The 13,702-nt window shown below is 73.4% G+C and carries 12 protein-coding genes; 9 read left to right on the top strand and 3 right to left on the bottom strand.

Annotated features, from left to right (window positions below; genetic code table 11):
- Positions 1 to 122 precede the first annotated feature (122 nt).
- Positions 123 to 2,321, top strand: a complete 2,199-nt coding sequence (locus V7E45_RS04255; protein WP_333772702.1) for a molybdopterin oxidoreductase family protein — start codon at positions 123 to 125, stop codon at positions 2,319 to 2,321.
- A 4-nt stretch (positions 2,322 to 2,325) separates the two neighbouring features.
- Here V7E45_RS04255 and V7E45_RS04250 read toward each other — a convergent pair whose 3' ends face one another.
- Positions 2,326 to 2,760 (bottom strand): gamma-glutamylcyclotransferase family protein, encoded by a 435-nt coding sequence (locus V7E45_RS04250; RefSeq protein ID WP_333772701.1) that lies wholly within the window; start codon positions 2,758 to 2,760, stop codon positions 2,326 to 2,328.
- A 141-nt stretch (positions 2,761 to 2,901) separates the two neighbouring features.
- On the opposite strand from V7E45_RS04250, the gene V7E45_RS04245 reads away from it, so the two are divergent.
- The 6 genes from V7E45_RS04245 to nirD all read left to right on the top strand — a co-directional run bounded on the left by V7E45_RS04245 (position 2,902) and on the right by nirD (position 10,657).
- A complete protein-coding gene (locus V7E45_RS04245) occupies positions 2,902 to 4,551 on the top strand; it encodes a M4 family metallopeptidase (protein ID WP_333772700.1) in 1,650 nt (549 codons plus the stop codon).
- A gap of 320 nt (positions 4,552 to 4,871) precedes the next feature.
- Positions 4,872 to 5,516 (top strand): hypothetical protein, encoded by a 645-nt coding sequence (locus V7E45_RS04240; RefSeq protein WP_333772699.1) that lies wholly within the window; start codon positions 4,872 to 4,874, stop codon positions 5,514 to 5,516.
- Between the two features lie 152 nt (positions 5,517 to 5,668).
- The gene (locus V7E45_RS04235) at positions 5,669 to 6,301 is read left to right on the top strand and encodes a class F sortase (RefSeq protein ID WP_333772698.1); all 633 of its coding nucleotides are present in this window, start codon (positions 5,669 to 5,671) and stop codon (positions 6,299 to 6,301) included.
- Positions 6,302 to 6,476: 175 nt separating this feature from the next.
- Positions 6,477 to 7,691, top strand: a complete 1,215-nt coding sequence (locus tag V7E45_RS04230; protein WP_333772697.1) for an NAD(P)/FAD-dependent oxidoreductase — start codon at positions 6,477 to 6,479, stop codon at positions 7,689 to 7,691.
- Positions 7,692 to 10,301, top strand: a complete 2,610-nt coding sequence (gene nirB / locus V7E45_RS04225) for a nitrite reductase large subunit NirB (protein WP_333772696.1) — start codon at positions 7,692 to 7,694, stop codon at positions 10,299 to 10,301.
- Positions 10,298 to 10,657, top strand: coding sequence for a nitrite reductase small subunit NirD (gene nirD / locus V7E45_RS04220; protein WP_333772695.1), 360 nt, complete (start codon positions 10,298 to 10,300; stop codon positions 10,655 to 10,657). Before nirB ends, nirD begins: the two co-directional genes overlap by 4 nt.
- A gap of 22 nt (positions 10,658 to 10,679) precedes the next feature.
- On the opposite strand, the gene V7E45_RS04215 is transcribed toward nirD, so the two are convergent.
- Complete coding sequence (locus tag V7E45_RS04215) at positions 10,680 to 11,612, bottom strand: oxidoreductase (RefSeq protein WP_333772694.1); 933 nt, start codon at positions 11,610 to 11,612, stop codon at positions 10,680 to 10,682.
- A 116-nt stretch (positions 11,613 to 11,728) separates the two neighbouring features.
- Here V7E45_RS04215 and V7E45_RS04210 point away from each other — a divergent pair, with 116 nt between their 5' ends.
- Positions 11,729 to 12,313 carry a DUF4232 domain-containing protein gene (locus V7E45_RS04210; protein WP_333772693.1) on the top strand — a complete coding sequence of 195 codons (585 nt, stop codon included), beginning with the start codon at positions 11,729 to 11,731 and terminating at the stop codon, positions 12,311 to 12,313.
- Positions 12,314 to 12,406: 93 nt separating this feature from the next.
- Here the strand turns inward: V7E45_RS04210 and V7E45_RS04205 are convergent, their stop codons facing one another.
- Complete coding sequence (locus V7E45_RS04205) at positions 12,407 to 12,685, bottom strand: zinc-ribbon domain-containing protein (RefSeq protein ID WP_333772692.1); 279 nt, start codon at positions 12,683 to 12,685, stop codon at positions 12,407 to 12,409.
- A gap of 485 nt (positions 12,686 to 13,170) precedes the next feature.
- On the opposite strand from V7E45_RS04205, the gene V7E45_RS04200 reads away from it, so the two are divergent.
- Complete coding sequence (locus V7E45_RS04200) at positions 13,171 to 13,677, top strand: DUF1003 domain-containing protein (RefSeq protein ID WP_093477838.1); 507 nt, start codon at positions 13,171 to 13,173, stop codon at positions 13,675 to 13,677.
- Positions 13,678 to 13,702: the final 25 nt, after the last annotated feature.

Genomic DNA, 13,702 nt, shown 5'->3' with positions numbered 1-13,702 from the left:
CCCTTCCGGCGGGCGGTGGCACTCGCCTCACGGCGGGCGCGGCGGCGCGGGGAGGTCGTCGTCCCGGCCGTGTAACCGGGAGCGGGGGCGGGCCGTAACACGCCCGAAGCACGCTGGGCCGCATGGACACCGCCGCGACGCCCACCCACTGCCCGTACTGCGCCCTGCAGTGCGGGATGAACCTCACGCCGCTGCCGCAGGGGGGCGTCGAGGTGACCGAACGGCCGGACTTCCCGGTGAACCGGGGCGCGCTGTGCGGCAAGGGCCGTACGGCCGCCGAGGTGCTGTCCCCGGCGGTACGGCTGACCTCGCCGCTGGTGCGCTCCGGCGGCCGGCTGGTGTCCGCCTCGTGGGAGGAGGCGCTGGACCGGGTCGCCGGGGCGCTGGGGTCGGTCCGGGAGCGGCACGGCGCCGACGCGCTCGGTGTGTTCGGCGGGGGCGGCCTGACGAACGAGAAGGCGTACGCGCTGGGCAAGTTCGCGCGGGTGGTGCTGGGCACCTCGCAGATCGACTACAACGGCCGCTTCTGCATGTCCTCGGCGGCGGCCGCGGGCACCAGGGCGTTCGGGCTCGACCGGGGGCTGCCGTTCCCGCTGGAGGACGTGCCGCGGACCGGGTGCGTGATCCTGGTCGGCTCCAACCTCGCCGAGACCATGCCGCCGTCCCTGCGCTTCTTCAGCGAACTGCGGGAGAACGGCGGCACCCTGATCGTGGTGGACCCGCGCCGTACGAGGACCGCCGAGCAGGCGGACCTGCACCTGGCGCCCCGCCCGGGTACCGATCTCGCGCTCGCGCTGGGTCTGCTGCACCTGGTGGTGGCCGAGGGCCGCACGGACGAGGAGTTCATCCGGGAGCGCACGGCCGGCTGGGCGGAGGCCCGGGCCGCGGCGATGGGGCACTGGCCCGAGTACGTGGAGCGGATCACGGGGGTGTCCGTTCCGCACCTGCGAGAGGCGGTGCGGCTGTTCTGCGAGCCGGAGTCGGCGATGGTGCTGACGGCGCGGGGGCCGGAGCAGCAGTCCAAGGGGACGGACACGGTCGGCGCGTGGATCAACCTGTGCCTGGCGACCGGCCGCGCGGGCCGCCCGCTGTCCGGGTACGGCTGTCTGACCGGGCAGGGCAACGGGCAGGGCGGGCGCGAACACGGCCAGAAGGCCGACCAGTTGCCCGGCTACCGCAAGCTGGACGATCCGGCGGCGCGGCGGCACGTGGCCGAGGTGTGGGGAGTGGACCCCGACTCGCTGCCCGGCCCGGGGCGCAGCGCGTACGAGCTGCTGGACGCGCTGGGCGGGGACGTCCGCGCGCTGCTGGTGATGGGGTCCAACCCGGTGGTGTCGGCCCCGCACGCGGCACACGTCGAGGAGCGGCTGCGCTCGCTGGACTTCCTGGTCGTGTGCGACGTGGTCCGCTCCGAGACGGCGGAGCTGGCGGACGTGGTGCTGCCGGTCACCCAGTGGGCCGAGGAGACGGGGACCACGACCAGCTTGGAGGGCAGGGTCCTGCTGCGCCGCCGGGCGGTCTCCGCGCCCCCGGGGGTGCGCGGCGACCTGGAGGTCCTGCACGCCCTGTCCGCCCGCCTCGGCGTGGAGAAGGGCTTCCCGACCGACCCCGAGGAGGTCTTCGAGGAACTGCGTCGAGCGAGCGCGGGCGGCCCGGCGGACTACTCGGGCATCAGCTACCGCCGGCTCGCCGAGGAGAACGGCCTGTTCTGGCCGTGCCCGGCGGCGACCGACACCCCGGGGGCACCCGGCGTCCCGGGGGCGAGCACCGCCCCGGCGGACGCCGAACCCTCCGCGCACCTCGCCCCCGCGCACCCCGGAACCCCCCGGCTCTTCCTCGACCGGTTCGCCACCGGGGACGGGCGGGCCCGGTTCGTCGCGGTGGCGCACCGGGCGGGTGCCGAGGAGCCGGATGCCGAGTACCCGTTGGTGCTGACGACCGGCCGGGTGGTCGCGCAGTACCAGTCGGGGGCGCAGACCCGGCGGGTGCCGGAGCTGAACGCGGCGGCGCCCGGACCGTTCGTCGAACTGCATCCGCGGCTCGCGGCCCGGCTCGGGGCGGCCGAGGGCGACCCGGTGGCGGTGGTCTCGCGGCGCGGCCGCGCCGTGGCTCCCGCCCGGATCACCTCCGGCATCCGGCCGGACACGGTGTTCATGCCCTTCCACTGGCCGGGCGAGGGTCGCGCCAACACCGTGACCAACCCGGCGCTCGACCCCGTCTCCCGCATGCCGGAGTTCAAGTCGTGCGCGGTGCGGGTGGAGGTGCTCGGCCCCGGGAGTGAGTCGGGTTCGCCGCCGGGCCGATCAGCGGCCGGTCGGTAGCCGGTCAGCGGCGGGTCGGCCAGTCGCCGTCCGTGAGGGGCGTGCCGCGCTCGCGCAGCCCGGCGGCGACGCGGGGGGCCGCCAGGTACACCCAGGCCCGGACGGTGCTGCCGTCGGGGCGCAGTACGTCCCGGGCGACGCGCTCGTAGAGGTTGCCCGGGTCGCCCGGGACGTACTCCTCCAGCCGGTCGAGTTCGGCCAGCAGGCGGTCGTACGTCTCCGGTGACGCGGTGACCAGTTCGCCGTTCACCGGTCCCGCTCCGGGCCGCTCCACGGCGTAGGGGTAGCCGGGGCCGTCGTAGAGCGCCGCGTCGGGCAGGCGTGCCGGTTCCTCCGACTCCGTCCGCCCGCGCAGGAGCAGGTCGTGGTTGGCCTCGCCGGGGCGCAGGGTGCCGTAGACGAAGAACGGCAGGGGGTGCCGCTGGTCCGAAGTGATCACGGAAACGATTCTGCATCCCCCCGAGCTCCCCACACATCTCCATGGAGGCGCTATGGACATGACATGTCATGGCCCCTTAAATCTCTGTCACGACCGCCGCGCCATCCCCCACGCCTCACAGGCGCCTCCCCAAGGAGACAGATGAGTCGGATACGTCAGCACGTCCGAGGATCCCGTCGTCTCGCCACCGCCGGCATCGCCGTCACCGCCGCGACCCTCCTGGCCACCGCCCTCTCCCCCGCCGCGCAGGCCGACGCCCGGCCCACCCGGGCCACGGCCGTGCGCAACGCCGCCTCGGCCCTCGTGGCGCACGCGGCGAGCCTGGGCCTGACCTCGGCGCAGGACACCAGCGTCCGCGACGTCGTCGTGGACCACAACGGCACCCAGCACGTCCGGTACGACCGCACCTACCGCGGACTCCCGGTGCTCGGCGGCGACTTCGTGGTCCACCTGGCCCCGGACGGCGCCTACCGCAACGCCGACCGGGCCACCCGGAGCCGGCTGTCACTGCCCTCGGTCACCCCCAAGGTCTCCGGCCCCAGAGCCGCCGACCTCGCGGTGAACGCCCTGCGCGCCGCCAACCTCGGCGAAGCGCTGAAGCAGGTGAAGGCCAAGCCCGAGCTGGTCGTCGACGCCCTGCACGGAGCGCCGAGGCTCGCCTGGCGGACGAACGCCGTCGGGCAGGACTCGCTCGGCAACCCGGTCGCCCGGACCGTGCTGACCGACGCCCGCACCGGCGCCCAGATCGACGCCTGGGACAGCATCGAGACCGCCGCCGGCGACGGCTCCTCCCTGTACAGCGGGACCGTGGCGCTGGAGACCACCCAGTCCGGGTCGTCGTACCAGCTGAAGGACCCGACCCGCGGCAACACCTACACCGGTGACGCGCAGGGCAAGACCGACCTGTGCTTCTTCGGCATCTGCTTCAGCCGCGCCCCCGCGACGCTGTTCACGGACGCCGACAACCACTGGGGCACCGGCGCCACTTCGGACCGCGCCTCGGCCGCCGTCGACGCCCAGTACGGCACGAACGAGACCTGGGACTACTACAAGAACGTCCACGGCCGCAACGGCATCGCGGGCGACGGCAAGGGCTCGTACAACCGCGTCCACTACGGCAGCAACTACAACAACGCCTTCTGGGACGACAGTTGCTTCTGCATGACGTACGGCGACGGTGACGGCACCACGTTCGGGCCGCTGGTCGCGCTGGACGTGGCCGGGCACGAGATGTCCCACGGCGTGACGTCGAAGACGGCCGCCCTCACCTACTCGGGCGAGTCCGGCGGCCTCAACGAGGCCACCTCCGACATCCTCGGCACCATGGTGGAGTGGTACGCCGACAACTCCTCCGACCCCGGCGACTACCTCATCGGCGAGAAGATCGTGAAGCCGGGCTTCGGCAAGGCCGCCCTGCGTTTCATGGACAAGCCCTCCAAGGACGGCAACTCGGCCGACTACTGGAGCAGTTCGGTCGGCAACCTCGACGTCCACTACTCCTCGGGCGTCGCCAACCACTTCGCGTACCTGCTCGCCGAGGGCAGCGGCGCGAAGACCATCAACGGCGTCAGCTACGACTCGCCGACGTACAACGGCTCGGCGGTGTCCGGCATCGGCCGGGACAAGGTCGGCAAGATCTGGTACCGGGCCCTGACGGTCTACATGACCTCCTCCACGAACTACGCGGGCGCCCGCACGGCCACCCTCAACGCGGCCAAGGACCTCTACGGCGCGGGGAGCACGGAGTACAACGCGGTGGCGGCCGCGTGGAGCGCGGTCAACGTCAACTGACCCGTTCCGGAGCACAGGGGGCCGGTGCCCGTCCGGGCGCCGGCCCTCCGCCGTGTCCGGGGGCGGCTGACGTCCCGTCACCCGTTCACCAGCCCCCGTCGCTCCATTCGTGTGTTCTTCGTACTTGTTCTTTCGCCTTCCCCCACGGACGCCACTGACCTGCACGAACACCCTCCCGCCGGGCGTCGCGAGGGCCCCGGCGGACACCCGTTCGGCACAGCCGCGACGAGATCTCGGCAAGCGGGCCGGGCCGAGTGCCACTTACCTCGGAAGGGCAGGGGCGCACCCCTGAACGAGTCGGACAAGCTCTGGGGAGCACCATGCGACGCACCGCCCGTCTGCTGACCGGTACCGCGCTCGCCGTGGCGACGGCGGGACTCGCCACCGCACCGGCCCACGCCGGCGCGGCCGCCCGCACCGCGGTCCGCCCGCCGGGCGCCGCGGCCGGCGCCGGCACCGTGGCCCTGTTCGGTCCCGCGGGCATCGGCGGGCTCACCCTCCCACTCCCGGCGCGCCCCCTCGGCGCCCTCACCGACAGCCTCCAGGTGTACCCGTCGATGACGGCGCCGGGCAGCCAGGTCACCGTGAACACCGCGGCGTGCGGGGAGAAGGGAACGGCGCTCGGGGACGCGGGCGCGGTCGGCGCCGGGACGTTCACGCTGGCGCCCAGCACCCACGAGGGCGAGGCGATCGGCCAGTTCCGGGTGCCGCCCAGCGCGCAGCCCGGGACGTACGAGATCGTCGCGAAGTGCGCGGAGGGCACCCGGCGGGTCACCGGTGACCTGGTCGTGGCGCTGGCCGCGGCGCACGAGCAGGTGCAGCCGCGGGGAAGTGTGAAGACGGGGGTCGGTGGCGCACTCGGCAACGACCCCGTGCAGACCACGGCGGGTGTGGCGGCTCTGGCCGTCGCCGCCGCGGGCGGTACCTGGCTCCTGCATCGCCGGGCGAGAGGCGACGGGATCTGACGGACACCCTCCGCTGTCCGTCCGCCGGTACCGCAAGCCCCCGCCCCCTCCGGGTCCGATGCCCCTCGCGGCCCGGAGGGGGCCGGGGCCCACCTCTGGGACCCGTCCGGGTCCCGCCTCGCAGGAGGTCCGCCTCCGGGAGAGGGGTTCACATGCGCAGGATCGGGGACACCGCGATAGCCGCGGTCACCGTCGTCGCCCTGGGCGCGGCGGTGTGGCTGCTCGGCGCCGGGAGCGGGACGCACGCGCCACCGCAGCCGACGGCCGCCGAGGGCCGGCCCGACCCCGGCGAGGAGCGGCTCACCGCCGCCGCGCTCGAACCGTCCCCGCCCACCCGCATCCGCATCCCCGCGATCCGCGTGGACGCCCCCCTGATGGGGCTGGCACTCACCCCCTCGGGAAGCCTGGACGTGCCGCCCCCCGAGAAGAAGAACCTCGCCGGCTGGTACGAGGCCGGCACCACCCCCGGGGAGACGGGCACCGCCGTCGTCGCGGGCCACGTCGACAACACCGAGGGCCCCGCCGTCTTCTACGACCTCGGCGCCCTCAAGCGGGGCGCCGTCATCGAGGTGGACCGCCAGGACGGCACCGTGGCCGTGTTCACCGTGGACGCGGTGGAGGTATACGCCGCCCGGTCCTTCCCCGACGAGAAGGTGTACGGCGCGGCCGCCCGCCCCGAGCTGCGCGTCATCACGTGCGGCGGCGGCTACTCCAAGGCCACCGGCTACCAGGGCAACGTGGTGGTGTTCGCCCACCTGACCGGCAGCCGCACGACCCCCTCCTGACCGGCAGCCGCAGGACCGCCCGCCCCCGACCGGCAGCCGCACGACCGCGTTCCGAGCGGCCCCCGGCGCGTGCGCGGGCCCCTCACACCTCCCGCGCGCCCCCGCTGAGGGCAGCGTTCCCGCCGGGAAACAGGAGCGATGCGGTCGGGTAACGTCGGGATCGCACGCTGCCTGCATGACCTCGGAAACGCGTGTGGTGGTGATCGGCGCCGGCCTCGCGGGCGCCCGCCTCGCCCGCCGTCTCGGCGAGCTGGGCACGCCCGCGCTGCTCGTCGGCGACGAGGCGCACCCGCCCTACAACCGGGTACTGCTCGCCGAGGTGCTGGCCGGCCGGTACGCGCCGGAGGTGATCGCCCTCCCCGCACCCGGCACCCACGTCCGCGCCCGCGTCACCGGCATCGACCGCGCGGCCCGGCTGCTGCACCGCGCCGACGGCCCGCCGATCGGCTACGACACCCTGGTGCTGGCCACCGGGTCCAACCCGGTGCTGCCACCGCTGCGCGGCCTGTTCACACCCGACCACCGGCTGCCCGAGGGCGTCCACGCGTTCCGCACCATGGACGACTGCCTGGGACTGTCCGGGGCGGTACGGCCCGGCGTGCGGGCGGTCGTCGTCGGCGGCGGTCTGCTCGGGGTCTCCGCGGCCCGCGCGCTGGCCGTGCGCGGCGCCCAGGTGGTCCTCGCCCAGCAGGCCGAGCGCCTCATGGAGCGCCAGCTCGACCCGCGCGCCTCCCACCTGGTGCTGCGGCACCTCAGGGACCTCGGTGTCGAGGTGCACACCGAGTGCCGGGTGCGGGACGTGCGCTCGGCCGGCGGCACGGTCCGCTCGGTGGAGCTGGCCGACGGGTACGCGCTCGACGCCGACCTCGTGGTCCTGGCCTGCGGGGTACGACCGCGCACGGGCCTCGCCGAGCAGGCCGGCCTCGCCGTCCACAAGGGCGTCCTCGTCGACGACCGGCTGCGCACCTCCGACCCGCGCGTCCACGCCATCGGCGACTGCGCCCAGCACGACGGGACGCTGTACGGCCTCGCCGCCCCGGCCCTCGAACAGGCCGACGTCCTGGCGCGGTTGCTCACGGGTGACCCGGACGCCCGCTACACCGGCACCCGTTCGCTGACCCGGCTGACCCTCACCGGGTCCGGCTCCCCCTTCGACCTCGCCGCGTTCGGCGAGCCCGAGGGCCGCCCCGGAGACGACGTGGTGCAGCTCACCGACGCCACCCGGGGCACCTACCGCAAGGTCGTCGTCCGCGACGACCGCCTGGTCGGCGGGGTCCTCGTCGGCGAACTCGGCACCGTCGGCGCACTCGCCCGCGCCTGGGAGGGAGCAGAGCCGCTCCCGGCGGACGGCCCCCTGCTCCACCTGCTCACCCATGATGGAGGCTCCTGAATGACCGCCACCCCGGAGGCCACCCCCACGATCGTGCTCGTCGGCCACGGCATGGTCGGCCAGCGCTTCCTCGAAGCGCTCGCCCAGCGCGGCCTGACCGCCACCCACCGGGTGGTCGTGCTGTGCGAGGAGCCGCGCCCCGCCTACGACCGCGTCCAGCTGACCTCATACTTCTCGGGCCGGACACCCGAGGACCTGTCGCTTGCCGACGCGGGGTTCATCGAGGACCACGGCATCGAGCTGCACCTCGGCGACCCGGCGGAGCACGTCGACCGCGCCGCGCGGAAGGTGACCGCGCGGTCGGGTCTGGTCGTCGACTACGACGTGCTCGTCCTGGCCACCGGCTCCTACCCGTTCGTGCCGCCGGTGCCGAACAAGGACGCCACCGGCTGCTTCGTCTACCGCACCATCGAGGACCTGCTCGCCATCGAGGAGTACGCCGGGGCCCGCGCCACCACCGGCGCCGTGGTCGGCGGCGGCCTGCTCGGCCTGGAGGCCGCCGGGGCGCTCAAGGGGCTCGGACTCGCCGCCCACATCGTCGAGTTCGCCCCGCGCCTGATGCCGGTCCAGGTGGACGACGGCGGCGGCGCGGCGCTGCTGCGCACCATCCGGGACATGGGCCTGACGGTCCACACCGGGGTCGGCACCCAGGAGATCGTCACGGACGCCACCGGCGCCGTCACCGGCATGAAGCTGTCCGACGGCTCCGAACTCGCCACCGACATGGTGGTGTTCAGCGCCGGTGTACGCCCTCGCGACCAGCTGGCCCGCGACTGCGGCCTGACGGTGGGCGAGCGCGGCGGCGTCACCGTCGACGAGCAGTGCCGTACGGTCACGGACCCGCACGTGTTCGCGATCGGCGAATGCGCGCTGGCCGCCGACGGCCGGGTCTACGGCCTGGTGGCCCCGGGCTACGAGCAGGCCGAGACGGCCGCCGCGACCATCGCCGCCGACGAGGCGTCCTTCACCGGCGCCGACCTCTCCACCAAGCTGAAACTGCTCGGCGTGGACGTGGCGTCCTTCGGCGACGCGCACGGCACCGCCGAGGGCTGCCTGGACGTCGTCTACTCCGACTCCCGCGCGGGCCTGTACAAGAAGCTGGTCATCGGCGGCGACGGCACGCTGCTCGGCGGCATCCTGGTCGGCGACGCGGAGGCGTACGGCACCCTGCGCGCGCTGACCGGCTCGGTGCCCCCGGTCTCCCCCGAGTCCCTCGTCCTGCCCGCCGGAGCGGACTCGGGGGCTCAACTCGGCCCTTCCGCCCTGCCGGACGACGCGGTCATCTGCTCCTGCCACAACGTCAGCAAGGGCGCCATCCGCGGCGCGGTCACCGAGCACGCGTGCACCACCGTGCCCGAGGTGAAGAAGTGCACCAAGGCCGGCACCGGGTGCGGAAGCTGCGTGAAGATGCTCGGCCGGCTCGTCGACGCCGAGCTGGAGGCGAGCGGCGTCGAGGTCGACACGGGCCTGTGCGGCTGCTTCGGCCGGACCCGCGAGGAGCTGTACGAGATCGTCCGCGCCCTGCGCCTCACGTCGTACCGCGAGCTGCTGGACCGGTTCGGCCGCGAGGAGGCTCGCGGCGGCGACGGCTGCGAGGTCTGCAAGCCTGCCGTCGGCTCCATCATCGCCTCCCTCGCCCCGGCGATCGGCGCGAGCGGCTACGTCCTGGACGGCGAGCAGGCGGCCCTTCAGGACACCAACGACCACTTCCTGGCCAACCTCCAGCGCAACGGCTCGTACTCGGTCGTGCCCCGCATCCCCGGCGGCGAGATCGCGCCCGAGAAGCTGATCGTGATCGGTGAGATCGCCCGCGACTTCGGCCTCTACACGAAGATCACCGGCGGCCAGCGGATCGACATGTTCGGCGCCCGGGTCGAGCAACTGCCCCTGATCTGGACGCGGCTCGTGGACGCCGGCTTCGAGTCCGGACACGCCTACGGCAAGTCGCTGCGCACGGTGAAGTCCTGTGTGGGCTCGACCTGGTGCCGGTACGGCGTGCAGGACTCGGTCCGCATGGCGATCGACCTGGAGCTGCGCTACCGGGGACTGCGCTCCCCGCACAAGCTGAAGTCGGCGGTCTCCGGCTGCCAGCGCGAGTGCGCCGAGGCCCGGTCCAAGGACTTCGGCGTGATCGCCACCGCCAACGGCTGGAACCTGTACGTCGGCGGCAACGGCGGCGCGACCCCGCGCCACGCGGATCTGCTGGCGCAGGACCTGTCCGACGCCGAACTGGTCCGGCTGATCGACCGGTTCCTCATGTTCTACATCCGCACCGCCGACCGCCTGGAGCGCACCTCCGCCTGGCTGGAGCGGATCCCGGGCGGCCTCGACCACGTACGGGACGTGGTCGTGCACGACTCGCTCGGCATCTGCGACGAGCTGGAGCAGCTGATGCGGGCCCATGTCGCGCACTACCGCGACGAGTGGGCCGAGACCGTCGACGACCCCGAGAAGCTGGCCCGGTTCGTGTCCTTCGTGAACGCCCCGGACACCCCCGACCCGGTCGTCGCCTTCGTCCCCGAACGCGACCAGATGAAGCCCGACCTGCCGCTGCTGTCCATCGGCATGCGGCCCGCTGAAGACGTCCTGGAAGGAAGCGCCCAGCGATGACCCTGGCACTGGAGACGACCGACCTGAAGGTGCAACTCCGCTGGTCGGAGGAGTGGTTCACGGTGTGCGACCTGCACCTGGTGGCACCGGGCCGCGGGGTGGCCGCCCTGCTCCCGGACGGCGGCCAGGTGGCCGTGTTCCGCGACCGCTCGGACCGCCTGTACGCGATCGACAACCGTGACCCGTTCACCGGAGCGGCAGTACTCTCCCGCGGCCTGACCGGCACCCACAGGGGCCGCCCGTTCGTGGCGTCCCCCCTGCTGAAGCAGCGCTTCGACCTGGAGACCGGGCAGTGCCTGGACGACGAGTCGGTGCGGGTACGGGCTTATGAGGTGCGGTGCTCCTCGCGGGTGTGAGGGGGGCCGAAGCCGGCGCCGGTCAGGCCCCCTGAGGGCCGAAGTCCACCCCGGTCAGCTGCACGGAGGCGTCCCAGAGTCTGGCGGCCATGCGGTCGTCCCGGGCCCAGGGCGCCCGCCAGGAGGGTGCCGGCGCGCCCCGCCACATCGCGAAGGACGGCCCGAAGAACGAGTCGGGACGCACGCCGGGCGCGGTCGCCGCGTACAGCGTGGGCAGGGCGCCCGCCTCGGCCGGCTGCGCGAAGACCTGGTTGGCGAGCCGCATGACCCGCTCGGCGGCCCGCCGCCCCTCGGCGCGCGGCCCGGCGGTCTGGAGCCCGGTGGCGGCGTAGCCGGGGTGGGCGGCGGCCGCGACGACGTCCGCGCCGCACGCGGCGAACCTGCGCGCCAGTTCGTGCGTGAACAGCAGGTTGGCGGTCTTGGAGCGGGCGTACGCGATCCAGCGCCGGTAGGGGCGGTCGCCGCCGAGGTCCCGGAGGTCGATCCCGGCCAGGGTGTGCATCAGGCTGGAGACGGTGACGACCCGGGCGCCCGGCGCGGCCAGCAGGGCGGGCGCGAGGAGTCCGGTGAGCGCGAAGTGCCCCAGGTGGTTGACCCCGAACTGGGTCTCGAAGCCGTCCGCGGTGGTCCCGCGAGGGAGCGCCATCACCCCGGCGTTGTTCACCAGCAGGTCGATCCGCTCGTACGGCAGCCGAGCGGCGAAGTAACGCACGGAGGTCAGGTCCCCGAGGTCGAGCCGCCGGACCTCGGCCTCGGCCCGGGGCACCTCTTTCAGCAGCCGTTCCACCGCCTCGCGCCCCCGCGTCTCGTTCCGGCAGGCGAGCACGACCCGCGCCCCCTTACGGGCGAGCTCCCGCGCGGTGACGTTGCCGAGCCCGCCGTTGGCCCCGGTGACGACGGCCGTGCGGCCGCTCTGGTCGGGGATGTCGGCGGTGGTCCAGCGGGGCTCGTGCACAGGACATCAGCCACCTTTCCCGCATCGGCCGACGGACGGCACAACCTTTCCCGCCGGAGGTGCATCCAACATAGCGACCTCCATCCACCCATTCGCCCCTTGGAGGCGGATGCGCCATGATTGCCACCACTGAGCACCCCTGCCGCCCACTGCGCCGACGCCTCACCCGGCGCGGCCTGCCCGCCGCTCTGGCCGCGGCCGCGGCGGCCCTCGCGACAGCGGGAGTCGCCTGGGGCACGACGACGGCGACGACGACCTCCACGCCGGCCGCCACGACGGCCCGATCCGCGGCCGGCCCGCGCACCTGCACCCTGGGTGACCTGTACGTCTCGATGGGACACAAGGAGGGCGCGGCCGGCTCCCTCTACTGGTCCGTCGTCTTCACCGACACGAGCAGCACGAAGTGCGCCCTGCGCGGCTACCCGGGCGTCAGCGTCCTGGACACGGCGCACCACCGGATCGGCCCGGCTGCGACCCGCTCCGGCACGCCGTACTCCACCGTCACCCTCACCCCAGGCCACACGGCGACAGCCGTGGTACGCACCACCAACGGCCCCATAGGAGGCCCCTGCCAACGCCCCGGCTCCTACCTGCGCGTCTATCCCCCGGCCTCCCACGAGGCCGTCCTGGTCCCCGCCCGCTGGACGACATGCTCGAACATTTTCGAGGTCGGTCCGGTGGGCACGGAGGGCACCATCTGACGCCCGGGCCGGACCGCACCCGGGCACGCCGGAGGGGCGGCACTCCCCCATGGGGTGCCGCCCCGGACGCGGGTTCGTGCCATCGGAGTTCGATCACGCCTGCTGTACCTGCGTGTACGTCCCGCCGACGGGGGCGCCTGCGGCCTGTGTCGGCGACTGCTCGGCCCACTCCCTGGACACCTCCTGCTCCGTGCCGCAGAACGTGCACTGCGTCGCGAATCTCGTCGAGACGGGGAAGAGCGGCACGAAGAACAGCGTGAACTTGGTGACGTGCTTCGTGACCGTATGCGCGGCAGGGTTGCCGCAGTGACGACACGCGAGTACGAGGATCGCGAGCCGGTACAGGTGACCGCTGGTGCCAAAGATGATCATGAGAAGGCTCCTTGAAAGTGGGGGGAGGAGGCTGGGGCGAGGCGGCGGGCGTCCGCTGCCCGTCCCGTGTGGTGATTCCATTACGCCCGGGGCGGGGGTCCGGGTCATGGCCCGGAATGTCGTGGCTTGACAAAGCCGTGCCGAAGACCGGCGCGGGCCGTTCGGGGCCGGGACCGGAAGAAGAGGCGGCACCCCCGCACAGGATGCAAGAGCAATGCCCTGAGCTGGGTACCTGTCGTAGTCCTGGCCGTCTTCGAAGGCGAAGAGTGGCTTGGTGCCGTGGGCGGGTGCTTCGGCCGGCGTGACAGCTTCGGTGAAAGGTTCGAGCGGGAACGGCCGGCCTCCCGAGATGGTCAGCACCCCGTCGGCGGCCCGGCTCGACCACGCGACGCATTCGGGTGTGTCCACCGGCGGACGTCACGAGGTTCGAACCCGCCCGCCCGTACGCTGTCGGTCGGTGGCGTGGACGACAGCCGGGAGTGGGCATGGACGGTGCGGCGAGCGGCCCCGGTGGCCAGGGCCGTCCGGGTGGTCCGGGCAGCCTGGCTCTGCGGCTGCGGCGCGAGCAGGACGTGCTCGCGCGGATGCGCGGGACCGAAGACCGGATCGCGGACGCGATCACCGCCTTCGCCGGCACCATGCACTTCGTATACATCCACGCGGCGTGGTTCACGATCTGGATCGTGTGCAACGAAGGCGTGTTCGGTCAGGGGATCGTCTGGGACCCCTTCCCTTTCGGGCTGCTCACCATGATCGTCAGCCTGGAGGCGATCTTCCTGTCCACCTTCGTGATGGTGAGCCAGAATCGCCAGGCCGCCCGTGAGAACGTCCGCGCCGACCTCGACTTCGAGACCAACGTGCGCTCGGAGGTCTGGTCGATCCACATGGGCCGCGCCCTGGGCGTCGACCCGACGGAGGTCGAGCGCAAGGTGCAGGAGGTCCTCGCGGAGAACCGCGCCCGGATGCTCGGCTCCGGCCAGTCCTCCGCATAACGGCAGACGGCGTGCCCGCGCCCGT

This window comes from Streptomyces sp. IBSBF 3136 (genome assembly GCF_036815105.1).
Lineage (GTDB): Bacteria > Actinomycetota > Actinomycetes > Streptomycetales > Streptomycetaceae > Streptomyces.
This window is presented reverse-complemented; position numbering and strand designations above follow the sequence as displayed.